This is a genomic window from Paenibacillus sp. TY11 (assembly GCF_059772165.1).
Window position 1 is genome coordinate 92,459 of sequence record NZ_JCBAIQ010000010.1, and the last position, 22,571, is coordinate 115,029.

Consider the following 22,571-nt stretch of genomic DNA (forward strand, 5'->3'; position numbering starts at 1 on the left):
TAAGGATTACCGGGCAGGAAGTTCCATCAGAGCCCGGCATATAGATGTAATATAGCCCGCTTTATGAGGCACGAATTGCTCCGATGTAATCAGGCGGCGAGTTTTTTCTGGGTTGGGCCCCGACGTAATACCTTGGGCTTCGATAAAGGGAATATGGCCTTCAAAAAGGGCCAGTGCTTGGTCAAGGTCTGCTTCGTACAGCCCAGCCACTTCTTCTTGCTGGAGACGGTAAGTCTCCAATGGCTGGTTCGACAGCAGTCCAAACACCGAGCTGACCTCACGATCCCAAAAAGATGTGCCTTGTGCGGTACCTTTGCTTTCATACCGAACGGTCATTAGCGGTGTTAATGAGGTAAAGGGAACATGAATGCCCAGTTCTTCCTCCAGCTCACGCGCTGCTTGTGACATATCTTCGCCTGCCGTCAAATGGCCGGCTGCTGTAATATCGTAGCATCCGGGGAAGGTGTCCTTCGTATCCTGACGCTGTTGGAATAGCAAGCGACGGCCTGTCGAAGTGTCTCGTGCTAGCCAGCAGTGAAAGGTATGGTGCCAGTATCCCTTGGCATGTGCGTCTTGTCGGGAAGCAGTGCCGAGGGGATTGTCTTCATCATCGTAGATATCCAGAAGCTCGCTAGTCATCGTGGTTCCTCCTATAATATGCAGAAATCAAAGGTCTACTTTACAGTATAACGTGTTTTACGTCCTGACGATATGAAGGCGGATGTGGAATGTGAAGTGGCATTTGGGGTATGCTGGGAACATGAGGATTTGCGACATAACATAGGTTTATGATTGAAAGGAGCGATTTTACATGGAATGTATTGTACATTTTCGAGTCATGCATCCGGAGGAACCCAAGGAGCTGCGCGGGTTGATTATGCTGGAAAGCGGGGGCAAGCCGGGGATTGACCAAATTACGGATATGTTCAAAAATATGGGCTATGATGTCCGTCCGGACAATCCGGAGGAGTTGATTTTCAAACCAGTCGATGCCAGAGCGAACTATACATATATCCGGGTTATTGAGCTAGATACAGGTGAGGAAGTCTACCAGGAAGACAGGGATCTACGCGCGATCCTGGAAAATTTGCTGAATAAACGCTAAGGATCAGGAGAGCTAACCGATGGAATGAGATAAAGCGATCCTGTCGTCATTCATAGGAACGGAGAACAAATGATGAGATTGTATATTATCCGACACGCAGACCCCGATTACCCCAACAACACCATCACGCCGGAGGGGCATTTGGAAGCTCAGGCACTGGCCAAACGGCTTTCCAGTCACGGACTGGACCGCATTTATGTCTCTCCTTTGGGGCGGGCTTTGGATACGATGCGCTATACCGCCGACTCTCTCGGTATGACTCATGAAGTGGAACACTGGACGCAGGAGCTGGCCCTAAAGCTGGAGGAAACTCCATACGGCCGTCTTTCCCATTGGGATCTGCCCGGTGAAGTTATCCGCTCCGAGTTGCCCTTGCCGACCCATGATTCTTGGAAGGAGATTTCCTATTATCAGGGAACGCAAAGTCCCGAAACCTTCGAGCGGCTGAAGTTACATTCCGATGAATTTCTAAAGCGGCAAGGATTTGAGCGAATCGGGGGCAGGTACCGGATTCTCAAGCATACCGAGGACCAGGTGGCTGTATTCTGTCATGGCGGCTTTGGGCTGACCTGGCTTGCCCATCTGCTGGAGCTGCCTTTGGCCTTGGTCTGGTCCGGCTTTTGGATGCCGCCTAGCTCCGTAACTACGATCTTGTTTGATGAGCGCTCCAAGGAATGGGCAGTTCCCCGTTGCATCGGCTTCGGTGACGTCTCCCATCTGTATGCAGAGGGTTTGCCCGTCAGACCCCGGGGCATTATCACCAATTTCAATTAATTAAGCTCCGATATCATGTGAAAACGGCTTAAGACGATACACCGTCTTAAGCCGTTTGTTGTAGTCATATGCCAGCTAGCGTGCTTCGACGTACCCTTCCAGCTTGGAAGTGCAATGTGCGCAACGGGTAGCGGCTACAGGAATTTCCGACAGGCAATGCGGGCATTCCTTGATCGTTTTTTCCTGAGGAGGTTTTTCTTCCTCTTTGCGCTTCAGCATATTAATCCCTTTGACCATCAGGAACACACAGAAGGCCACGATCAGGAAGTCCAGCAGGACGTTGAAAAATTGCCCAAACGCCATAACCGCAATGCCGGCTTCCTTGGCCTGTGCCAGAGTCATGCGAGTGTTATCTCCGTTATATGGATTCGCGCCTATAGCATAATACAAATCAGCAAAATCAACGCCACCCAGAAGTTTACCAATCGGGGGCATAATAATATCATTTACCACAGAAGTGACAATCTTGCCAAACGCTCCACCGATGATAACACCGACCGCGAGATCAATTACGTTACCCCGTACAGCGAATTCTTTAAATTCTTTAATAATACCTTTTCCGCTCATATGAGTGCTCACCTTCTTTACATAAAATCATTTATCTATAATACATGCTATGTCAACTGAGGGCAATTGCTGAGTTGATGTATTGCGCTTTGTCACAAAATCACATGTTCATTTGTCTTCTATATGTAAACCAATAATGGAGGCGATGTATCGTGAGTTTAAGATTCAATCACAGAGCAGTGAGTCCTAGCACATTCAAGGCAATGATGGAGATGGAGAAATATATTTCCGGTCGTTTTACAGACAAAGTATTGTACGAACTACTGAAAATTAGAGTATCCCAAATCAATGGATGTTCCTATTGTCTGGATATGCATGCCAAGGATTTGCTTAAACTAGGGGATTATGCTGACCACATTTTACAGCTTGCCTTATGGCGGGAGGTTCCTTTGTTCACGGAAAAAGAACGTGTTATGCTTGAATTAGCTGAAGCGGTCACCCGCATCTCTGAACAAGGGGTACCTACGGATTTGTATAATCGGGTCAGAGAACATTTTTCGGAGGAAGAGTACGTAGATTTGATTACCGCAGTTAACGTGATTAACAGTTGGAACCGGATTGCCATTGCAACAGGGATGTATCCGGGCATTCTTTAATGAACAGGGGGCTATGCTTTGACTGGCAAAGAATACGGAATTGAACAAGAATCGGTGGATTTAAATCTGGAGGAGCTGTATCAAAGGTATCGCAAATATTCTTTTGCCATTGCTTATCGCATGCTTGGAACGGTTACGGATGCCGAGGATGTAGTTCAAGACTGCTTTGTCGATCTGAAGAATAAGCCCCTGGATGACATACACAATCCCAAAGCCTATGTAGCCAAAATGACAATGAATCGGTGTCTGAATCTGTTGAACTCTGCGCGAAAGCAAAGAGAGACGTATGTAGGACAGTGGCTGCCGGAACCGCTGGGTGAAAGCGCAGATCTTCCTGCGGATTGGTTAGAGCGTAAAGATATGATATCTTACGCGTTTCTGGTTTTGCTGGAGCAGCTAAAGCCGATAGAGCGGGCTGTTTTTGTGCTGAGGGAAGCTTTTCAATATGATTATAAAGATATTGCAGAATTACTGGGGAAGACCGAGAGCAACTGTCGTCAGTTGTTCAGTCGCTCCCGTCGTATTCTATCTTCCGGAGAATCTGCTCTTGTCGCTCAGTCAAGTCGGAATATCAATAACTCTTCCCGGATAAAACTACTGGAACGTTTTACAACCGCCTTTCTCGCCTACGATGTGACTGCTATGCTGGAACTATTGGCTGAACAACCTGTATTCGTGTCAGATGGCGGAGGTAATGTGCATACAGTGATGAGACCGATGGTTGTACGCAAAGGAGTTCTCGCCCTGTTAACCTCTCGCCGGGTATTAACCGTTTTACGAGAAAGAGATCTGGTCCACACCGTCATCAATGGCGAGGTTCAGCTGGCATTTCTGAAAGACGGCAAAGTGAGAGAAACTTTATGTCTCAGACTGACACCGGACGAGGAGCATATTCAGAATTTTTATTTAATGGTCAATCCGGATAAGCTGGGATACATTCATGCAAACAAGCGATAAAAAAATAACCACCAAAACAACAAAAACCTTGAATCCTGCTAAGGATCAAGGTTTTTGTTGTTTTCACAACTGCCGGGCTTGATGTAGAGCCAGATCGCCTACCCAAGGAAGCTTAAGCCATTTGCCTTGTCCCGCACGAATTAACAGGATAATCCACAATACAAGGCCTGCTAGCGTTAGCAGGGAAGCGAGCAGAGGACCGAGTAGCGGAATGAATCCGACAAGCACATGCCCGATCATGAGGGCTACAAACAAAAATATAGATTGTAGCGCGTGAAATAATACGAATCGGCTTTTCTTTTCCAGCATGACAAAGGCCAGTGCACCAATAAATGCGAACAGATAGCACAGGACAGCAGCTATATTTTCATCCAATCCCGTGGAAGACTTATAGACTGACATGTCAGGCAAATCCCCCTTTATAAGTTATTCAAGCTAAGTCTCCGTACTATACAAGCTATGAGGACAGGAATTAAGGATATGCCCGAAATCGCCAGAAAAAGTTTAATCAGAAGAATGTGTATAAAAATACGAAAAAGGCTGAACGAAAAAGGATTCGCTCAGCCATTCATACGGTTATGCACAGGTTTTGCACATCTTGTATGCAATTTATCCACCGCACATTACTATTTATCCACAAAAACAGCATGCTTTATGCACAATTTGTGCACAAACTGTAGACAATATAACGATACCTCACACTTTGCACACAGATTGTCCACAAACTATCAACATATTGGGAGTAACTGTGGATATACTTCCGTAATTATCGGTCGCCAGTTTTTAAATGGCGGCGCGGATGTGTGATTTTACCCATTTTATTCTTGTCATCCTTTTTGGGGATAAGTCGTTCATCAGTACGTCCTTCATGATGATTATCAAAGGCGTACTCGGTCATTTTCCACTCGGAAGTACCCAAAACAACATCAGCGGGAAAATGCTGACCTCTGTGCAAATGCTGCTCATGTCCATCCTCATCAATATAAACACCATCCACTTCTACCTTTTCACCCGAAAGCGGGAGCAAATCCTTTCCTTTGCGTTCCATTGGTATCCCCTCCGTCTGACTTATTCTTCGTTAATTTGTCCGGACGGAAGGTCCTTTATCCACAAGCTGATGCAAAATATCCTCGGCAATCTGGTCTGCGGGATGAGGTTTGCGAAGTAACCCAATCGCCTGCTTCATCTCATCAGCAAGAGTGGGAGTGGAAATCAGGTCGATACAATGTTGAATCAGCTCCTCCGTAGTGCGAGCAATACGAGCCGCTCCTTTTTGCTGCAAATACAGAGCATTGTTTAGCTCCTGACCGGGTACGGGCTTGAACGCAAGAATGGGCAAACCAGATGCGATGCTTTCCGAGAGTGTGATGCCGCCGGGCTTCGTAATCACCAGATTGCTCGCTTGCATAAGTGCCGGAACATAGTCTACGAATCCATAGGTGTAGATGTCGGGGTGGTCTGCATACAGCGCATCCAATTCTGCTTTCAGTTGCTGGTTACGTCCGCAGACGATCAGTAGCCGTAGCTGCGGAAGCTGGCTTAAATGCCGACATATATCCAGCATGCCGGATAGAACACCATAGGCACCTGCCATAATGAGCAGTGTGGTAGTGTCAGCCTGTAGCGGTGGGATTATCTGTTCCTGAACAGGAGCAACGTCGGCAGACAGGTTATAAAAAGAAGCGTGGATCGGAATACCCGTAGCGATAATGCGTTCGTTAGGTATTCCCCGCTGCACGGCCTCTTGCTGGATATCCTCAGTGGCTACATAGTAGCGGTCAATATCGGGATGCAGCCAGCGCCCGTGCAGGTCGAAATCCGTAACCACGTTGACAATAGGCAAATTCATTCCCATTTTACGGCGTAACGCCGGAAGAGCGAGCTGCGGGAACGTATGTATCACGAGATCCGGCTGCTCCTTTTTCAGTGTGACAGCAAGCTGACGCATTCCGAATGAATGCAACACATGGCCAAAGGCCGATTTAGCCTGCATTTCGCGCGTAATGTTATAGATCCAGCCGTAAAGCTGTGGAATGGTTTTGAAGCTTTGCATATATACAAATTTGGTCAGACCATTCAACCAGGGGTGAGATTCAGCCATCAGGTCGAGTAGTTGCACCTCGCAGCGTCCGAGTCTTCGCAAACTGTCCATGATTGCCCGAGCGGCCTGCACATGGCCTTCCCCGTAGCTGGCGTATAATATTAGAATTTTTGGTGCTGAGACTTCCATGATTGTTTAGCCCCCTATATTCAATAAGCGCATGAAGCTCATTTCAGGAACGATCCAAGTTGAGGGAGGATACGGCTGGCAAAACGTAGCGCTCCAGCAGTGTTCGCGGGTTTTTCCAACGGCTCACCTTACTGTCTGCTGTAAATACCACGACTGCGTTCGCTTCCGGCACAAGATAAATTTGCTGTCCCCCATGTCCGTGCGCACACGCGTAGTCGATGCCGTGGAGTCGTCCAGTCCACCATTGGAATCCGTAATCCCCGAATTCTGGATAGCCTTCAACCTGTCGCTGCGTAGCCTGATGCAGCCAATCGGCCGGAATCAATTCCTTTCCGTTCCAGCTGCCTTGATGAAGGCAGCAATCGCCGAATTTAGCCATGTCACGCGATGTCAGATACAGCCCGATGTGTCCCATGGTGTAGCCCTCCGGATCTTGTGCCCAACCACTTCTCCCGAAACCTAACGGTTCGAATAAATGTTGGAGAGCGTACGTATAGGCGTCAATCCCACAGCAATGGGTCAGTAGCACGGACAACAGGTGTGAATCAACACTACGATATTGGAATATACCAAGTTGATCCTCCTGTACAGGTAAGCGTAGGGCAAAGGACGGCCAGCTTTTGCTGCGATGAAAACGGTGGATAAAAGCTTCACCGAGCTTTTTGCCCGTCTGCCAATACAAGCCGGACGTCATGGTCAGCAGATGACGAATTGTAATCCGCTCTAGCAGTGTTTCCTTCCGCCGAGGCAAATACTCAGGCAACAGCTTATACACAGCCGTCTCTGGACCGGGCATATCACCGCGTGCCATAGCAATGCCGATGAGCGTGGAAGTGAAGCTTTTGGTTGCGGATCGCAAATCGTTCAGTGAGCTTGCTTCATGTCCGTTGTAATAGCGTTCCCAGATTAGCTTGCCGTGGCGAAGCAGCAGGAAGCTGCGCATTTTAGGAAACTTAGCTTGGATTTCGCGGTCTGCCTGATCAAGCAGAGAGACATTGATGCCTTCCTCCTCACAAGTTCCCAGGTTCAGGACAGACAAACGGGCGACAGGTGCAGTGAACAGCGGAGCATAGCGGCTCATCCTTTTCCCTCCTTGTTATGTTTATTTATTTTACCCCAAACACATACACTCCAAAAACCGATAAATAGGGTATACCTCTGTGCAGCAGCTAATCGAGTATACAAATGACATGATGCGTAAAAGATAGGTAAAATCAATGTAAATTTACTGGAAAGCTGAAAGCTGTATCTGAATATGTTATAATGGGGTAGTGATTCAGCCAAAAGAAAATCGGTTAATAATAGTGTCAGGTACATGCCTTGCGTAAGGCGTTCCCGACCTAAGCTGCATTAGACATACTACTTCACTGCATAAGGACATCAATACTTTTCGGCATTCTCTTCAACGGAGCACTTATTTTCAACGTTTTGGGAGGGAGTTACATGGCAACGAAAGGTCACAATGAAGTTAAGGAAAGTCTGCGGGAAATGACTCGAATTTTCCGGCCTAAGGATCCCAAAAAATTTGTAAAGGAATATGTGCGAAAATACCGGATTACAGGAGGGTATGAGGAAGAGTTGACCATGGTGGTGGAAAACGAACTCGGTCGCATAAATTCTTCAGTATCTTAAAGGGTTCGATTACCCGCAAAACTAGAAATACGACTTTTATAAACCGTCTATCCACAGAGGAGACGGTTTTTTTGTGTCCGCCCTGCATACAATGGGATAGGTTTAGTGAAATTTGTATGCTCAAAGGAGGCGGATTCCAATAGAGATAGCGATACGAACACCGGAGGAAATCGGCTACATGAGGGAGGCCGGACGTATTTTGGCAGATTGCCATCGTGCGCTGGAGAGCCGTATTCTTCCGGGAATCACAACGCTCGAAATCGATGCGTGGGTGGAGCAATTTCTAAGCAAGCGCGGAGCTACGCCTGAACAAAAGGGCTATAAGGGTTTCCCTTATGCCACTTGCGCTTCGGTCAACGAGGTGGTATGTCATGGCTTTCCCTCGGAGCGTGTGCTTCATGATGGGGATATTGTGACCATCGACATTGTGGTCAACAAGGACGGTTGGTTGGCTGACCGGGGATGGACCTATGCGGTAGGTAACGTCAGCCGCCCGGTAGCACGGCTATTGCGACAGACCCATAAGGCACTCTTGCGCGGTATCGAGGTTGCCCGCCCGGGGAGGACGTTGGGGGATATCGGGCATGCAGTGGAAAAAGCGGCAGGCTGGCGGCGATTTGGCATTGTCAAGCCTCTGATCGGGCATGGCATTGGCCGCCACATGCATGAGCCGCCGGATGTTCTGCACTACGGCCGTGCCAGAACGGGATTGCCGCTGCGCGAAGGGATGGTGATTACCATTGAGCCGGTATTTACGCTCGGAATCGAAGGCGCCGTGCTGTGGGGAGATGATGGTTGGACCATCAGCACAGCAGACGGCAGTTGGGGCGCTCAATACGAGCACACGATTGCGATCACAAAGAACGGCCCCTATATTTTGACCTCATAAAAGACAGTTGTGCCATAGGGAGTCAATGTGCGGGCGTATACATTAGGCTCTCTAGGTAAGTTTTTTCAGGATGATACATTCATCGTGTTCATAGAGATTTTTCGATAAAGCAACAGATAGATACCCAGCTCGACAGGAGAGGAAACCGCCATCACAATTCCTGCCACTTTGCCGTCCAGTCCTGGAAAAAAGCAGATACATAGAATAAGCGCGAGAATCGCAAAGCTCACAGAAAACAGCCTGCCGATGAAGATAGGTTTGGTATTGCCGATCAATATCGACCGTCCAATAAAATATTCTACCCATGGATAAAATGCGACATAGACAGCCAGTATGCGAAGCAGCCCTCTAGTTTCTAGCAACAATTCCCCTTCCAATCCCAAAACATTCCGTAACACAGGATCACCAGCAAATCCGAAGGAGAGTAACAGTAGTAGCAGCGGCGACAGGGTGGACAAAAAGCTCAAAAATATCAGCACTTCCCTGCGCTTGGTCGTATAAAATTGAATCACAATCTGATGCAAAGAGCTGCAAAACCAGACAAACAGATTCAGGATTTGCAGTGCTACAGAAAAGGAGGCCACGGCCAAAAGTGGATCAGTTGTATTGTTCAGCGCAGCTTGGATGGAAGGATTCAGGATAACAAGCACCAGCGCCGAATATAGCAAAGGAAGGTAAAAAGGTAGTAGATACTTTGCGTGATGGATGGTTTGTTCTGCGTTGTCAGGAGGCAGCTTTCTTTTTAGAACCCGGCCTTCTAAAAAGGTAACAACCAGCTCAATGAAGATACCAGCAATAAAAATGGCGGCACCGATTCGTCCGTCATTGGTCCAGCCGGCACGGATTAAAAACCAGGACGCGATTAGCATCACGACAATACGTATGGACGAGCTGAACGTCATCCATGCGGTTCGGTGCTTGTTGATAATAAGTCCCTGATATATGTTACGGACAGCTACCAATATGTATAGTAAAGTAAGAACCTGAAATACGTTCTTGGTGGGTTCGATCAATACGGGGGACACACCAAATACATATTGAAAGACCAGATTACCTATGGGTGTCAGCCCGATACTCCAGCCTATGATCAGTACAGCCACCGCCACGAACGCACATAAAATACCAATAGAATGAACGGACTTGCGGTCATAACCAAATTTCGTGGTCATCTGCCGTACGGCAGTTAACGGAGTTTCCAGCAGCAGGCACAAGCTGACGGCGACCGCATAGCTGCTTAATGTAAACGAAGGATGATCAGAACGAGCGAGCACAGCATTGACGATGACATGTGTTAGTGCAGCGATCAATGATGAAATGCCAAGCGGCACATAAAATGAAACAATTTTATTCAAGTCGAATCCTCCAGTAATGAATGAGTAGTATAGTGAACTGTTATAGTATCCAACTTCACTAAACAATGAACATTCTTATTATAGATCAAGATTCGGATCGTCGGTATAAAAGAAAGCATAATATTGGGAACTAGGAGTGAAACTCACATGATCATCAGGGAAGCAACGATATCAGATGCCGAGGGCATCGCCAAGGTGCACGTAAATTGCTGGAGGACGACGTACAAAGATATAATGCCTGCCCAGGTTCTGGAACAGCTTTCCTATGAGCAAAGAACAGAACTGTGGAATGCGAATCTATCCAGTGAAGACGGTCATCGGGTATATGTTACTGAAAATGAGAAGGGGGAAATCATCGGATTTGTGAGTGGAGGTCCGGAAAAGTCAGGTGAATATCCCCCGTATGGGGGAGAAATAACGGCTATTTACGTTTTGAGTGAATACCATAGTTTAGGCTTGGGGAAGAGACTGTTTTTACGTCTGCTTCAACATTTCAATAGTATGGATATTCACTCTGTAATCGTATGGGTGCTAGCAGATAATCCAGCATGTACTTTTTATGAAAGGCTGGGAGCCAAACTTATAGTAGAACAACATATTATAAATATGAGTGGCAAAAACCTGAACATGTTGGCTTACGGTTGGATACTATTCGGATAGAATACGCTTTTGTCCTTCCAAGGCACGAATCGGTGCGATATTTTGCGTAAATTCCAACGTTCCCAGATAGTGTCCCTCAGCATCACGGATGGCAAAATAACGGATATAGACAAATTTGTCCTTGATCGGAATCCAAAAATCTTCAACATCCTTGCGGCCTGCCTTAAAATCTTCCAGTAGCTTCTCAACGACATGCACGCTTTGGGGTGGGTGGCAATTCTGAACGGTACGACCAATGACGGCTTTCGTGCGCGCGAAGATTCGTTCTTTACCATGGGAAAAATAGCGAACAACATCATTTTCATCGATAAAAGTCAGGTCAACGGGTAGATGATTCAACAACAGTTCCAATTGTTGTACGGATACAATCCCCGTCTCGAATCGCACGAAGCCTTGTGGCGTTCCTGATGCGCCTTCTGTTTGCTCAAGGGCTTCTGCGGGTTCCTCTGCCCGTTCAGGTATCCATTCACGTTCAGGCGCGGTCAGGCAGAACCCGATTTCCTCGCTTTCCCGGGCTATTTTCAGCCATTCATCCTCTGTCAGCTTACTGAGTGCCATCGGCAGCAAAATATTCTCTTCTTTGAATATCATTTCATTCACTTCGCTCATGATATGGGCAAGCGCCTTCCCAATCCGTTCACGATCTCCGTTATATTCGGCGAGCAGACTCTTCGCCTCCTTGATCGCGGCACGAATGCTGTCGTCCACACCCCACATGACTTTGGTTGGGCCAAAAATTCCATAGCGTTCTAGATAAGGAAAGACCAAATTTTCTTTACGACTATAGTGCTTGTCGAGATCGAGCAGCAGACTTAAATCTTCCAGCAGCTTGTAAATGATTTTGGGGCTGTCGTCCCTTTGAAATTGGTCCGCGTGCAGTGCCAACTGGAAGTTGACCAATCGTTCGATCTCCCGATTTTCCAGCTTGAATGTATGAACGGGATGCCCCGGTTGTTCCTCCGGTCCTGAAGGACGGTGAATATCCTCAATGGAACCCTTGAATATCGATGTATGCACGGAACAAAGACGCTGCACTTCCGACACGGGGATCCCCTCCTCAGTCATCAGGGCATGCTCCATGGCTGAAATTTCTGCCACACTTACCCCGCCAACTGCCACTGCGAAGCGCGCTTTGACTTCATCCACGCTTTTCCCGTCATGAAGTTCCTTCATAATTTCCTTTAATATTTGCTGGCGTTCTGTGAGTTCCTTTGCTGTGTGTTCGCGGTTGTTAATCAGCTCGCTCATGATGGTTCGCTCCTTTATTTTTGAATGGTAAAACCATGTTGCAAAAACGTGCGCTGCACGGTTTCCATAGCTACTTTTTTCAATGCAATACCTTTAGACAGTGTCATAAAACGACCTGCGGTTTGTAACATGCCAGGCTTGGCGATATCATGAAAACCTAGTTCTACCATAATGCCCTTCACTTCGGGATAACGGTTAACAAGGTTAAATATCGGCTCATCCCAATGCAGTATCTTATCCATTTGTTCATCCCCTTGATTGAGAACGTTTATCATTTACAGGGTAACATAGGTCTTGACGAGCTTTTGTGATTGTACGCACAATTTATATTCAGGTGTTGACAGGTGTGATTCACAGTTTATATACTGTGTATAAAGATATATACAGTAATAACACTGAATACTGTGCTAACACCTTCGAATTCAAGAGAGAACGAGGTCGTCATTACAGGAAGTGCAGAAGGGATCGGGGGATAAGAAAATGACAAACATGAAGCAGGCATGGATGATTACCCGTCAGGATTTTCGCAACAATCCATATGTAATGCTGTGGACGTTGCTGTTTATTGCGTATCTGGGGTTTACCATGAGTTTTGCTGTAAGTGTGCAATGGGGTGAGCGTGCAGCCTTGAGTCCAGCAGCCGATTTCATCATGCTGGTGTTGATTCCGTTTTTAGGATTCTTTTATAACCGTCGTGCATTCAAATATTTGCAGGAAGATTCCTATACGCACATGCTAGCCTTTTTTCGCACCTTGCCTATACCGATGAATGCGGTGATTATGAGTCGAATTCAACAGGCGCTTTTGGCGTTTTTAGCGAATAGTGTGATATTTTTTACTCTCTTGTTTACGTTGTCAGCTACGTTTCGGGTATATGCCGGTACAGGTTTCTTTGTATCGTTTGCACTTACCTGGATAGGCTACGGAATGTTAATTCAAGCCATTTATATTCATTTGGAATTTCTGAAAAAAGGAAAAGCCTACTTCTGGTTATCCATTGTCATCATGCTAATTTGCGGGATTGTTACAATTATAGTTCGAGTATGTGGGACCAATCTGGTATCGATAACGGCATCTTACAGCAAGGAATGGCAGCTGTTATCTCCGGTGATGTGGGGAGCGCTGCTGGCAGGAGCTCTGGGAATGTTGGTGTCTTATCGGGTGACACAGCGTAAGCTCATGAAACGGGATTTAGCTTAGAAGTATGTGTAAAAAGATAACTAAAAAGGGGGGAGAAGCAGGTGAATATACCAGTGCAAATTGATGAGAATAGCGCGGAACCGCTGTATGCGCAGATTGAAAAGCAGCTTCGTTCACTCATCGTAACGGGACAAATTGCAGCGGGAACGCTGCTTCCCTCCATTCGCGAGTTTGCGGGGACGCTCCGTTGCAGCGTAATCACTGTCCGGCGGGTCTATCAGGATTTGGAGAATGAAGGCTTGCTTCGTACCCGACAGGGAACGGGCACCTTCGTAGCTCTGGTCGAGGACGATATGCGCTCAGGTTACCGCCTTAAGGCGGTGACCGAGGCATTGGAAACGGCGATTGCCACAGGCATAGCTGTGCAGATGACAGAACAGGAATTGTTGGAGCTTTTCGCAGAAATGGTGAAGAGAAGGTATGAAGTCCAAGTGAAGGAGTGACGCCCATGAAGAACCATGTAAATAATCATGTGGAAGTTCCTATGGAAATACAGATAAAAACACCGATTATTGAGATAAGCCAAGTCTATAAAACCCGAGGTAACCGGAAAATTGGACCGATTAATCTGACGGTTGAACCAGGATATGTGGTCGCTTTGGCTGGACATAACGGATCAGGAAAAAGCACATTGATTCATTTGCTGACTCAGCTAATCCATCCAGATTCCGGTGAGATTCGTTGGTTCGGTCAAGCGTATCCGGACGGTATGCCGGCGGATACACGACAATGGATCGGGTATCTGCCTGAGCAACCGAGTCGTGAAGAAGATCGATTAACGGCAAAAGCAGCAGCGGCTTTTCGAGCATTGTGGTATCCCGGCTGGGATGAAACCCGCTTTCAGCGTCTGATGGAACGATTTCAGGTTCCTCAATATACGAAATTATCGCGTATGTCCAAGGGAGAACGCCGTAAGTTTGAGCTGGCTGCTGCCTTGGCGCCTCATCCTCGTTTGTTGCTGCTGGATGAGCCATCGTCGGGTTTGGACCCTTTTGCCTGGAAGATCATGCTGGAGGAACTGCGGGATTGTATGGAGAACGGCAAAACGACGGTCATTATTGCGACTCATATCATCGACGAGATCAAGCGTTTGGCGGATTATATTGTCCTGATGCATGATGGCAGGCTACTCGGCAAGCTGGAAAAGGACCATTTGCTCGAAAATAGCAAGGAAATGTGGTTTGAAGGCACGCCAGAGGAGGCATCGGAGCTTCCGGGTGTTGTAGAGACGGAGAGCGAAGGCGGATTGCAGCGAATTGTAACGTTAGCAGCGGGAGAAACCAGTGCCATATTGGAGCAAGCGGGCATTCGTCCCATCCGTGTGCGGCGTTTGGAGCTGGATGATATTTTACTACATTGGTCTGCGGGACAGCTATCAGATGATGCAGAAACATACATGCAGAAGAGAGGGGCAGAGCAATCATGAGTATACTGCAATTGGAAGAGGTCGTGAAGCAATATGGGAACCATACGGCAGTGAACGGAATTTCGCTGAATGTGAACGCTGGGGAGATTTACGGACTGTTGGGAGGCAATGGAGCAGGCAAAACGACAACGATGCGCATGGTGCTTGGCCTGATTTACCCTGACGGGGGAAGCATTCAATATGAGGGCAAGCCATACAGCAAGGAGCTTCAACGGACGATGGGCTATTTGCCCGAGGAGCGCGGGTTGTACCCCAAGGTGAAGGTGAGTGAGCAAATCAACTATTTGGGTAGGCTGCGCGGAATGTCGGCCAAGGAGGCGGACAAAAGTCTACGTTACTGGCTGGAGCGCTTTGGAGTGCCGGAATATTACGACAAGCGGATTGAGGAGCTATCCAAGGGGAATCAGCAGAAAATGGGTTTTATTGCTGCCGTTGTGCATCGCCCGACGCTGCTCATTTTGGATGAGGCCTTCAGTGGGCTTGATCCTGTGAACGTCGAGCTGCTTAAGGAGACAGTAAAGGAGCTGCGGGACGATGGAGCTGCGATTTTATTCTCGACCCACCGCATGGAGCATGTGGAGGAACTGTGCCGCCATATTACGATTTTGCATCGTTCAAATACCGTTGTGCAGGGAAGTGTGCAGGAGATTAAGGGCCGTTACCCACGCGAAAAAGTTCGTCTCATCACTACAGGTGAAGTGAACGGACTGGAGCAATTGCCCGGCGTGCGCCGTGTAGAGCCTATGGATCGCGGCTGGATGCTGCATATTGAGCAGCCGGATGCGGCAAAGTTGATTTTACAAACGGCGTTAGGGCAAACGGATGTGGAGCATTTTGAGATTAAGGAACCTACGCTGAACGAGATTTTCATAAGAGAGGTGGGTGATTCCCATGAATAGACTGGGGACGGTGATCGGTTTTACGTTTCGTCAGAAGGCGAGAACCAAATCTTTTATCATTACGACGCTGGTACTGGCCTTGCTTATTACGCTTGGCATGAATCTGCCGTATTTGATTTCTTTGTTTAAGGGAGAAGGGGCAGGTGGTGCAGGAGGTTCCGGGAAATCTGCAGCCGAGCAACATCGTCTGGCACTGATTGCCGGGAGTCGAACAGAGATTGCGGATCAACTGGAGAAATTCACCAAAGAGCAGTCCAACCCGGCAGCCAGTTGGGTACGTTATGACAACGTACAAACTCTGGCAATGCAGCAAGCATTAAAAGACGGGGAGCTGCAAGGCTATGTGAAGCTCAAAGAGCCTGCCGCCAAGGGAGAAACGTTTCCCCAAGTGGAGTACGTATCCGTAGAAAAAGAGCCGTCCCCGGCTGTCATCACATTGCTGCAAACGGGGCTTCAAGCGGCAAAGGTTCAAGCCATTATGGGCGGCAATGCATTGACCAGCGATCAAATTCGTGAAATTAGCACACCTGTAATGGTGGATAGCAGGGAAGTAGACAGTCCGTCTGAGGCAGGGGGAGCTGTGGGGACAAAGGAAAAAGCGACCTCTATGATTAACTATGGTTTGGTCTATGTACTGATGATTTTATTCTTCACCTCCTCCATGATGACGGGGAATATGATTGCTTCAGAGGTGACATCGGAAAAAAGCTCACGTATCATGGAGATTCTCATCACAAGCGTTTCACCGTTGACCCAGATGTTTGGGAAAATTATCGGCATCTTCCTGGTCGGTCTGTTGCAAATTGCTGTTTTTGCAGCCGTTGTGTGTGCCAACCTTATGCTGCCGCATAATAATGTCATTCTTAGCTCAGCCGGGTTGGATCTGTCGCAACTGAATATCGCGGTGTTGGGCTATGGTCTGGTATTCTACATCCTCGGCTACTTTCTGTACGCAGTATTGTTCGCTGCGGTGGGTTCTATCGTTAGCCGTACCGAGGAGTTGGGACAGGCCATCATGCCGATTACCGTGCTGTCACTGGCGGCCTTTTATATCGGTATCTTCAATATCGCCGCACCTGATACGATTTTCGTTAAGGTGGCCGGTTACATTCCGTTCTTTTCTCCGACCGTTATGTTGTTACGCATCGGGCTGGAACGGGCGAGTCTAATGGAAATTTGGCTTTCACTTGCCATTCTGGTCGCCTCCATTCTGTTCTTCGGTTGGCTTGCCGCCAAGATCTACCGTACTGGCGTCTTGATGTACGGGAAACGTCCTTCGTTCAAAGAGCTAAGAAAGGCTATGAAAGCTTACAAGATTTGAGAAGCTGTTGTTGATGTCCCATGTGTGTTGTCATAATTAATGACAATTGATGAACAAATTTAGGAGAACTCTACATGAAAAATTGGAAAAGAACACTCTTATCACTTATTATTTCGGCGGGTATGCTTACAACAACTGCTCCTGCAATAGCTGCTCCACAGCAACCTTCATTAAAGGTTAATAACGAAAACGTCGAGTTTGCAATGAATGCCCCTGTTGTGGAGCAAGGCACAACTATGGTACCGCTGAAAATAACTCTGCAATCGTTGGACATTAAGCTGACTAATGCACAAAGCGGAACCATTCATGCTGTTGTTGACGGAAAGAAAATTACACTGAAAAGTAAGACTAAACTCATCAACGGTGTGACGTATGCGCCGATTCGGGTGATCGGTGACGCCGCAGGCTACGATGTTCAATGGGATCAAAAATCCCGCACTGTGCTTCTGGTCTCCCAAGCAACCAACGAAAACGCTCGAGGCTTCATGTGGGAAGTGGGGAATAAAGGGAATACCGTTTATCTCGTAGGATCGATCCACATTGCGGATGACAGTTTCTATCCACTGCGTTCAGAGTTTGAGGAGGCTTTTGCTGAAGCCGATTATCTGGGTGTAGAGATCGACATCAGCAAAGCAGCAGATGAAGAACAGCAGCAATTGATTATGAAAATGGGCATGTATCAGGATGGCACGACACTGAAGGATCATGTATCCAAGGAAACGTATGCGAAGGTTGGAGAAATCCTGAAGCAAAACGGAATGGAGCCGAACGCGTTTGATGCATATAAGCCTTGGGTTGCTGAGACGACGCTCAGCAGTCTGAAATCAATAAAGGCAGGATATAAAGCTGAAGCGGGAATTGATCTCTATTTTATTCAGAAAGCCCTGAAGCGCAAATTACCGATCTTGGAACTGGAATCGTTCGAATCTCAGCTGGGCATGTTCAATAACTTCTCCCAGGAACTACAGGAGAAGAATCTGAAGACCGCGTTGGACAATTACGATACGCTGGATGACAACGTGGATCAATTGGCTGAAATGTGGAAGTCAGGAGATGACGAGCAACTGCTCGAATTCACCGACAGCATGGCTACTGATCCTGAATATAACAAAGCAATGCTGATCGATCGGAATATCGGTATGGCTAATAAAATTGAGGGTTATCTTAACAGTGATAAGAAAGCAGAGTATTTCATCGTTGTTGGCGCAGGCCACTATCTGGGTGAGCATGGAGTCATCCAACTGCTGAAGGATAAGGGCTACGACGTCGTGCGAAAATAAGCAGTCACAAAAAAAGATGAGTCGATTGGCTCGTCTTTTTTTGTGCGTAGAAGACGATCAATCAGTAGTCAGATCCCTAAAGTATTTCAGTATCAGTGGCTATACGAATTGAAATATTACGTTATAGCATGTTAACGGCATGAAACACTTTCGTTGGAAATAAACAATATTAAGAACCTCAATATATTAATATACTCAAAAATAGGCTCAAGTCTGCCATGGAATAACCAATGGCAACTATATGACCATGTACAATAGATCCAGTGTTGAAAGAAGCTTGTGAGGGCGGGTGGACGGTTTGGGGCCTTATGTGGGCTGTGGTCGTTGGTAAAAGAAAATAAGTAATATGTAATTTCTCCGAGTGGGTGGGTTCGATTGTGAACCCACCCATTTTCCATTGAACACAGCTATGGTTCTTTCTGTAAACAAAATCACTAATTTGTCCGATACATACATAAGGATGATTTATTGTTAAATATACCCTTGAAAAATATCATTTCACATATCGTTTATATTAGACTTCATTTAAGGATAACCAGCTACTTTATACGCATTAACTTTATACGAATGCAGTAATCAGAAAGGAGATAGGACTTGAATCGTGAAGAGGTTTTTCGACATTTTACAAATGAGATCTATGAACCCCTAAAGCATCGAATGTTATTCGCATTGGAAGCCCATTTTCAAAATCATAAGCATGCCTTGGCTAAGGCATTTCGAAATTCACTGGGGCAGATATTTGAGAAAGTCAAGTTGATGCAGCAAGAAGGTAACAAACAGGCGTTGGGATATATATCTTATTCTATGCTTCGTACCGAATTAGCAAACGGAAGGGCGACCTATTTAGTGGAGGCGCTGGATAAAAGATGGTTTATGGATCTCCATACTTGCCGAGAAACCTATAATGCGGATTGGGCATTTCGCTACTTGGACGAGTGGGAGACGGAATTAAGTAAGCACGCTAAGAAATACGGTGGAAGAATCGGATTAGATGATATTCAGAGGATGAAATTGCACGTGGCAGTACATGTTCATCAATATATCATTGCTTTGGCGCGTTTTAGTATAACAGAACAATGGTTGGATGAAATTCAATTTGCCCATGAGATACAGTTGGAAGATGTGTTCGAAGTGAGAATCGGAGAGTATTTAGACCACAGTGAAGTCGTCTATAAACGAGATGTGCGTGTCAAAGACTCCATTGTGATTAAAGACTGGCTAGAGGAAAAAAAGCCCTACGACTACATACATGAGGTTTTCCGCAGGATCGATGGGTCTCAAGGAAATTATGAGGGAATACGTCTACAATATGCTGATTTGAGTGAAAGTTCCTTTAACAATAGTGTTTTTACGGGAGGAAATTTGATTGGTTCCCGTTGGAATGAAGCATATTTAATAGAAGCTGACTTCAGCGGTTGTTTGATACAAGAAGCACGTTTTGAAAAAGCCAACTTAAGAGAAGCTTCTTTTCGAGATGCAGTAGCTGTACCTGGAATATACCAGTCTGAACGATGGGAAAGACCTGGTTTTCAACCCGTAAGTTTTGCAGGAGCAGATCTTACAGGAGCCACATTTCAGGGCGCTTACTTACAGGATGCAGATTTCACCGGGGCTATATTGCAGGGGGCCGACTTCATTGGTGCAGCTATAGAGGGGGCCTGTTTCAAAGGAGCGGTGCTGGATGGAACCCGATTTAGTTTAGGCATGCATCCAGTTGCCCGGGATCTAACTTCATTTGGATGAAACCATGTGGGACAGACGCAATGGAAGGGACGTGGCATAGTGGAGTTTTTTCTTTGTCAACATGATGATCGGATGTTATATTCTGCTGTTCCCGTATGGGACGAAGAGGCCAATGCAGAGATGGTAAATATAAATGATTGGACGGAATGGCCCTCTTCTTATGCTGCACAGTTTAAGGTCAAGGGTCACGAATACACGGTTTACCCTGATATTCTGATGGGTTCCAGGATGATGGTATCTGATGCTGTGCATGAGTTGTTACAGGTCTATACACCGAGCCTGTTCAGTCGGATGGCTTTGTTTCGGGATATGGAACGTTCTCAGCAAAAGTTGTACTGGATGATTCAGCCCCCTTTAGTGAACTGTGTAGGTGAGCTAAGTAAATTTCATCCCGGAGGAACATTGATGGAACTGGTAGTGGATCGAGAGCGCACTGAGGGAAGACCCCTGTTGCAAGTTCAAGGGTTGCGTGAAACCTGCATATTAGTAAACCTGGCATTAGCAGAAAGTCTGTTGCGGAGGGGAACGAGTGGTATCTCCTTTCAGGAAGTCGATATGCAGTAACGAAATGGGAGGAGATATTTGTGGAACATCTGGATAAGAAAATTGTTTCTTTGCTACATACGGTAACATCAGAAAATGCCGAAAATAATCCATCCTTAACTAAGGATGAAGCTTTGAGTCACGCACACGAGAAAGAACTGTTTGGGCAGCCTTTACAAACATTCATGCAACTTGATGGAGAAAGTCTGATTTTTGCTCAGCGGTATTTAGTGGATGAACGCATCAGTATAACAATGCCAAAGAGCTTTCGGGATATGCCAATTGACGAGCAACTATTAAAATATCCTTCTCATCATCGCCCAGATTTTATTTTCACTAATGAGGCAGGCACGATTAACTTAACCTTCAAGCATACCGAAAGCCCGTTGCAAACAGAAGAGTTGGAGGACTTTACGGATGAGATGGCTCTGGTGGTAAAACAAACCCAGAAGTTGACCGAATGGTTTGGCCATGAAGTGTTGGAGGTAGGAGAGAATCGAATAGGATACTGCGAATTCATGACGCCTGTATGGAATGCACGTATGTATAATTTATCCTTTTTCACAGTATTGGAAGGACGGGCGCTAATGTGCGCGTTTAACTGTACGGAAGAAGAAATGGTGACCTGGAAGCCTGTTGCCCGCAGTATGCTGCTAACGTTGAAAATCGAACCCGAGCGAAAGGAAAGTAAACCCTTATGACATTAACTAACATTACATATGATCGGCTGCAAATTACACCATTTGAATTGGTGAGTATTCAGGAATTGCGTATGACCAAGCGGTTGAATGAGCATACCCGGCTCTCTTTTACAGCTATTTTACCTGAAGAATTACAGGACAGTTATGTTCAATTGATCGAAGCCGATTCCCCGGTTTGTGTATCACAATTGGATGAGGCAGGAACACCAACACCGCTATTTAACGGAACGATACTTCATATGGAAGTCAAAGCTGTCCGAGATGTGTATTACCTGGAGGTCGAGGCTATATCACACACGTATAAACTGGATATTCGCAAAAAAGACAGGTCCTTTCAGGATAAAAATATGAAGGTAGAGGAATTGCTGCGGGCTGTAGGTAGGGATTATCCCGGTTTTGACATTATTGATTCGGCTACAGGGGGAGCAGCTTTAGGTCGCATAGCGGTCCAATATCGTGAAACAGATTGGGAGTTCCTCAAGCGGATCGCTTCGCGTTATCATACTTCACTCACGCCTGCCTCTGTGTTTGATGTGCCGAAGTGTTATTTTGGTGTTGAGGAGACCCAGTCAGGACTTGATTTAACGAATTATCATTATACCGTCAGTAAACGAGTTGCGGATTATCGTTATTTTAACGGCAATGATACAGCACATGTAAACGAGCATGATTTTATTGATTATCTGGTTGAGGCGGAGCAAGTTTTGGAGTTAGGCAGCACCGTTACTTTTAAGGGTAAAAGCTTGTACGTGTACAAGGTAGACACTCACATGCAAAAGGGTGTGCTGCAACACGTGTATACCTTAACTTCTCACAAGGGGTTGAGGCACAAGGAAGTCTTTAACGAACAGCTTATTGGTCTGTCTTTACCAGGTAAAGTCATTCAGGTAGAGCGAGATCGTATCAAATTACATTTGAATATAGATGCCGTTCAAGACCCTACGAAGGCTCACTGGTTCACGTATGTTTCTCCTTATACTGCGGAAGGACATAGCGGATGGTACGTGATGCCTGAGTTGGGAGATACCGTGCTACTCTATTTCCCTGCCCATCGGGAAGAAGAAGGCATGGCAAGTACATCTTTGCGCCAAAAGAATCAGAGTGTAGAGCAGCATACTCTTGCTAATCCCGACATCAAATTATTTCGTACGGCCCACGGTAAGGAAATCAAATTAACTCCTGATGAAATTGTAATCACCAGTAAGGAGGGAGCTGTGTATATACAGTTAAATGAGAAAGATGGTATTCATATTGTAAGCGACAAACAGATTCATTTCTCAGCAGGAGGAAATATTTCCATTCATTCCGGCAGTAAAGTGAGAATCACGGCAGGGAATGAAATTCAAATGACTAGCAAAGGCAGCACCATATCACTGGGCGGAATGACAAATGTTCTTGGCAGTGAAGTGAAGACGAACTAAGAAAGGAATGAAAGGGGGAATAGAAGA

The 22,571-nt window shown here is 46.4% G+C and carries 26 protein-coding genes; 17 read left to right on the plus strand and 9 right to left on the minus strand.

The features are described 5' to 3' along the window. Positions 1-6: 6 nt before the first annotated feature. Positions 7-639 (minus strand): NUDIX hydrolase, encoded by a 633-nt coding sequence (locus AC6EJC_RS13270; protein ID WP_444954356.1) that lies wholly within the window; start codon positions 637-639, stop codon positions 7-9. Positions 640-811: 172 nt separating this feature from the next. Here AC6EJC_RS13270 and AC6EJC_RS13275 point away from each other — a divergent pair, with 172 nt between their 5' ends. Together AC6EJC_RS13275 and AC6EJC_RS13280 are read left to right on the plus strand one after the other, a co-directional pair. After that, positions 812-1,105 (plus strand): hypothetical protein, encoded by a 294-nt coding sequence (locus AC6EJC_RS13275; RefSeq protein ID WP_444954357.1) that lies wholly within the window; start codon positions 812-814, stop codon positions 1,103-1,105. 72 nt (positions 1,106-1,177) lie between these two features. Further along, positions 1,178-1,879 carry a histidine phosphatase family protein gene (locus AC6EJC_RS13280; RefSeq protein WP_444954471.1) on the plus strand — a complete coding sequence of 234 codons (702 nt, stop codon included), beginning with the start codon at positions 1,178-1,180 and terminating at the stop codon, positions 1,877-1,879. Between the two features lie 75 nt (positions 1,880-1,954). On the opposite strand, the gene mscL is transcribed toward AC6EJC_RS13280, so the two are convergent. Next, positions 1,955-2,446, minus strand: coding sequence for a large conductance mechanosensitive channel protein MscL (gene mscL / locus AC6EJC_RS13285; RefSeq protein ID WP_250267358.1), 492 nt, complete (start codon positions 2,444-2,446; stop codon positions 1,955-1,957). 152 nt (positions 2,447-2,598) lie between these two features. Here mscL and AC6EJC_RS13290 point away from each other — a divergent pair, with 152 nt between their 5' ends. After that, entirely contained in the window at positions 2,599-3,042 is a 444-nt protein-coding gene (locus AC6EJC_RS13290) for a carboxymuconolactone decarboxylase family protein (protein ID WP_444954358.1), read from the plus strand. An 18-nt stretch (positions 3,043-3,060) separates the two neighbouring features. Beyond that, positions 3,061-3,999: a sigma-70 family RNA polymerase sigma factor gene (locus AC6EJC_RS13295; protein WP_444954359.1), complete on the plus strand. Its 939-nt coding sequence runs from the start codon at positions 3,061-3,063 to the stop codon at positions 3,997-3,999. 63 nt (positions 4,000-4,062) lie between these two features. On the opposite strand, the gene AC6EJC_RS13300 is transcribed toward AC6EJC_RS13295, so the two are convergent. The 4 genes from AC6EJC_RS13300 to AC6EJC_RS13315 all read right to left on the minus strand — a co-directional run bounded on the left by AC6EJC_RS13300 (position 4,063) and on the right by AC6EJC_RS13315 (position 7,310). After that, on the minus strand, positions 4,063-4,401 hold the full coding sequence (locus AC6EJC_RS13300) for a DUF4870 domain-containing protein (RefSeq protein ID WP_444954360.1): 339 nt from the start codon (positions 4,399-4,401) through the stop codon (positions 4,063-4,065). Positions 4,402-4,765: 364 nt separating this feature from the next. Next, on the minus strand, positions 4,766-5,047 hold the full coding sequence (locus AC6EJC_RS13305; RefSeq protein WP_444954361.1) for a transposase: 282 nt from the start codon (positions 5,045-5,047) through the stop codon (positions 4,766-4,768). A gap of 30 nt (positions 5,048-5,077) precedes the next feature. Next, a complete protein-coding gene (locus tag AC6EJC_RS13310; RefSeq protein WP_444954362.1) occupies positions 5,078-6,229 on the minus strand; it encodes an MGDG synthase family glycosyltransferase in 1,152 nt (383 codons plus the stop codon). Between the two features lie 43 nt (positions 6,230-6,272). Then, the gene (locus tag AC6EJC_RS13315; protein WP_444954363.1) at positions 6,273-7,310 is read right to left on the minus strand and encodes a serine hydrolase domain-containing protein; all 1,038 of its coding nucleotides are present in this window, start codon (positions 7,308-7,310) and stop codon (positions 6,273-6,275) included. 362 nt (positions 7,311-7,672) lie between these two features. On the opposite strand from AC6EJC_RS13315, the gene AC6EJC_RS13320 reads away from it, so the two are divergent. Then, positions 7,673-7,861, plus strand: a complete 189-nt coding sequence (locus tag AC6EJC_RS13320; RefSeq protein ID WP_007428354.1) for a hypothetical protein — start codon at positions 7,673-7,675, stop codon at positions 7,859-7,861. Positions 7,862-8,000: 139 nt separating this feature from the next. Then, complete coding sequence (map, locus tag AC6EJC_RS13325) at positions 8,001-8,750, plus strand: type I methionyl aminopeptidase (RefSeq protein WP_444954472.1); 750 nt, start codon at positions 8,001-8,003, stop codon at positions 8,748-8,750. 65 nt (positions 8,751-8,815) lie between these two features. Here map and AC6EJC_RS13330 read toward each other — a convergent pair whose 3' ends face one another. Then, entirely contained in the window at positions 8,816-10,102 is a 1,287-nt protein-coding gene (locus AC6EJC_RS13330) for a hypothetical protein (RefSeq protein WP_444954364.1), read from the minus strand. 147 nt (positions 10,103-10,249) lie between these two features. Here AC6EJC_RS13330 and AC6EJC_RS13335 point away from each other — a divergent pair, with 147 nt between their 5' ends. Continuing rightward, positions 10,250-10,762 carry a GNAT family N-acetyltransferase gene (locus AC6EJC_RS13335; RefSeq protein ID WP_444954365.1) on the plus strand — a complete coding sequence of 171 codons (513 nt, stop codon included), beginning with the start codon at positions 10,250-10,252 and terminating at the stop codon, positions 10,760-10,762. Here the strand turns inward: AC6EJC_RS13335 and AC6EJC_RS13340 are convergent. Both AC6EJC_RS13340 and AC6EJC_RS13345 read right to left on the minus strand, forming a co-directional pair. Then, on the minus strand, positions 10,751-12,010 hold the full coding sequence (locus AC6EJC_RS13340; RefSeq protein WP_444954366.1) for a DUF438 domain-containing protein: 1,260 nt from the start codon (positions 12,008-12,010) through the stop codon (positions 10,751-10,753). The two genes, AC6EJC_RS13335 and AC6EJC_RS13340, sit on opposite strands and share 12 nt — an antisense overlap. Before the next feature lie 14 nt (positions 12,011-12,024). Beyond that, a complete protein-coding gene (locus tag AC6EJC_RS13345; RefSeq protein WP_444954367.1) occupies positions 12,025-12,252 on the minus strand; it encodes a DUF1858 domain-containing protein in 228 nt (75 codons plus the stop codon). A 238-nt stretch (positions 12,253-12,490) separates the two neighbouring features. Here AC6EJC_RS13345 and AC6EJC_RS13350 point away from each other — a divergent pair, with 238 nt between their 5' ends. From AC6EJC_RS13350 to AC6EJC_RS13395, 10 genes are all read left to right on the plus strand, one after another. Next, positions 12,491-13,210 (plus strand): hypothetical protein, encoded by a 720-nt coding sequence (locus AC6EJC_RS13350; RefSeq protein WP_444954368.1) that lies wholly within the window; start codon positions 12,491-12,493, stop codon positions 13,208-13,210. A 41-nt stretch (positions 13,211-13,251) separates the two neighbouring features. Then, on the plus strand, positions 13,252-13,653 hold the full coding sequence (locus AC6EJC_RS13355; RefSeq protein WP_013369244.1) for a GntR family transcriptional regulator: 402 nt from the start codon (positions 13,252-13,254) through the stop codon (positions 13,651-13,653). 5 nt (positions 13,654-13,658) lie between these two features. After that, positions 13,659-14,636, plus strand: a complete 978-nt coding sequence (locus AC6EJC_RS13360; RefSeq protein ID WP_444954369.1) for an ABC transporter ATP-binding protein — start codon at positions 13,659-13,661, stop codon at positions 14,634-14,636. After that, entirely contained in the window at positions 14,633-15,535 is a 903-nt protein-coding gene (locus tag AC6EJC_RS13365; protein ID WP_444954370.1) for an ABC transporter ATP-binding protein, read from the plus strand. The genes AC6EJC_RS13360 and AC6EJC_RS13365 overlap by 4 nt, the downstream gene beginning before the upstream one ends. After that, positions 15,528-16,856 carry an ABC transporter permease gene (locus AC6EJC_RS13370; protein WP_444954371.1) on the plus strand — a complete coding sequence of 443 codons (1,329 nt, stop codon included), beginning with the start codon at positions 15,528-15,530 and terminating at the stop codon, positions 16,854-16,856. The genes AC6EJC_RS13365 and AC6EJC_RS13370 overlap by 8 nt, the downstream gene beginning before the upstream one ends. A gap of 74 nt (positions 16,857-16,930) precedes the next feature. Continuing rightward, positions 16,931-18,136 (plus strand): TraB/GumN family protein, encoded by a 1,206-nt coding sequence (locus AC6EJC_RS13375; protein ID WP_444954372.1) that lies wholly within the window; start codon positions 16,931-16,933, stop codon positions 18,134-18,136. A 594-nt stretch (positions 18,137-18,730) separates the two neighbouring features. Further along, on the plus strand, positions 18,731-19,879 hold the full coding sequence (locus AC6EJC_RS13380; RefSeq protein WP_444954373.1) for a pentapeptide repeat-containing protein: 1,149 nt from the start codon (positions 18,731-18,733) through the stop codon (positions 19,877-19,879). A 6-nt stretch (positions 19,880-19,885) separates the two neighbouring features. Then, on the plus strand, positions 19,886-20,443 hold the full coding sequence (locus tag AC6EJC_RS13385; RefSeq protein WP_444954374.1) for a hypothetical protein: 558 nt from the start codon (positions 19,886-19,888) through the stop codon (positions 20,441-20,443). A gap of 20 nt (positions 20,444-20,463) precedes the next feature. Further along, positions 20,464-21,123, plus strand: a complete 660-nt coding sequence (locus tag AC6EJC_RS13390) for a hypothetical protein (protein WP_444954375.1) — start codon at positions 20,464-20,466, stop codon at positions 21,121-21,123. Next, entirely contained in the window at positions 21,120-22,544 is a 1,425-nt protein-coding gene (locus AC6EJC_RS13395; protein WP_444954376.1) for a phage baseplate assembly protein V, read from the plus strand. The genes AC6EJC_RS13390 and AC6EJC_RS13395 overlap by 4 nt, the downstream gene beginning before the upstream one ends. Positions 22,545-22,571 lie beyond the last annotated feature (27 nt).

Bases quoted from the DNA above. Each gene is read 5' to 3' on its own strand.
- AC6EJC_RS13395 (WP_444954376.1), top strand. From the start codon at position 21,120: ATGACATTAACTAACATTACATATGATCGGCTGCAAATTACACCATTT.
- AC6EJC_RS13340 (WP_444954366.1), bottom strand. From the start codon at position 12,010: ATGAGCGAGCTGATTAACAACCGCGAACACACAGCAAAGGAACTCACA.
- AC6EJC_RS13275 (WP_444954357.1), top strand. From the start codon at position 812: ATGGAATGTATTGTACATTTTCGAGTCATGCATCCGGAGGAACCCAAG.
- AC6EJC_RS13310 (WP_444954362.1), bottom strand. From the start codon at position 6,229: ATGGAAGTCTCAGCACCAAAAATTCTAATATTATACGCCAGCTACGGG.
- AC6EJC_RS13300 (WP_444954360.1), bottom strand. From the start codon at position 4,401: ATGTCAGTCTATAAGTCTTCCACGGGATTGGATGAAAATATAGCTGCT.
- AC6EJC_RS13360 (WP_444954369.1), top strand. From the start codon at position 13,659: ATGAAGAACCATGTAAATAATCATGTGGAAGTTCCTATGGAAATACAG.
- AC6EJC_RS13270 (WP_444954356.1), bottom strand. From the start codon at position 639: ATGACTAGCGAGCTTCTGGATATCTACGATGATGAAGACAATCCCCTC.
- AC6EJC_RS13335 (WP_444954365.1), top strand. From the start codon at position 10,250: ATGATCATCAGGGAAGCAACGATATCAGATGCCGAGGGCATCGCCAAG.
- AC6EJC_RS13345 (WP_444954367.1), bottom strand. From the start codon at position 12,252: ATGGATAAGATACTGCATTGGGATGAGCCGATATTTAACCTTGTTAAC.
- AC6EJC_RS13365 (WP_444954370.1), top strand. From the start codon at position 14,633: ATGAGTATACTGCAATTGGAAGAGGTCGTGAAGCAATATGGGAACCAT.
- AC6EJC_RS13375 (WP_444954372.1), top strand. From the start codon at position 16,931: ATGAAAAATTGGAAAAGAACACTCTTATCACTTATTATTTCGGCGGGT.
- AC6EJC_RS13370 (WP_444954371.1), top strand. From the start codon at position 15,528: ATGAATAGACTGGGGACGGTGATCGGTTTTACGTTTCGTCAGAAGGCG.
- AC6EJC_RS13305 (WP_444954361.1), bottom strand. From the start codon at position 5,047: ATGGAACGCAAAGGAAAGGATTTGCTCCCGCTTTCGGGTGAAAAGGTA.
- AC6EJC_RS13315 (WP_444954363.1), bottom strand. From the start codon at position 7,310: ATGAGCCGCTATGCTCCGCTGTTCACTGCACCTGTCGCCCGTTTGTCT.
- AC6EJC_RS13350 (WP_444954368.1), top strand. From the start codon at position 12,491: ATGACAAACATGAAGCAGGCATGGATGATTACCCGTCAGGATTTTCGC.
- AC6EJC_RS13320 (WP_007428354.1), top strand. From the start codon at position 7,673: ATGGCAACGAAAGGTCACAATGAAGTTAAGGAAAGTCTGCGGGAAATG.
- mscL (WP_250267358.1), bottom strand. From the start codon at position 2,446: ATGAGCGGAAAAGGTATTATTAAAGAATTTAAAGAATTCGCTGTACGG.
- AC6EJC_RS13280 (WP_444954471.1), top strand. From the start codon at position 1,178: ATGAGATTGTATATTATCCGACACGCAGACCCCGATTACCCCAACAAC.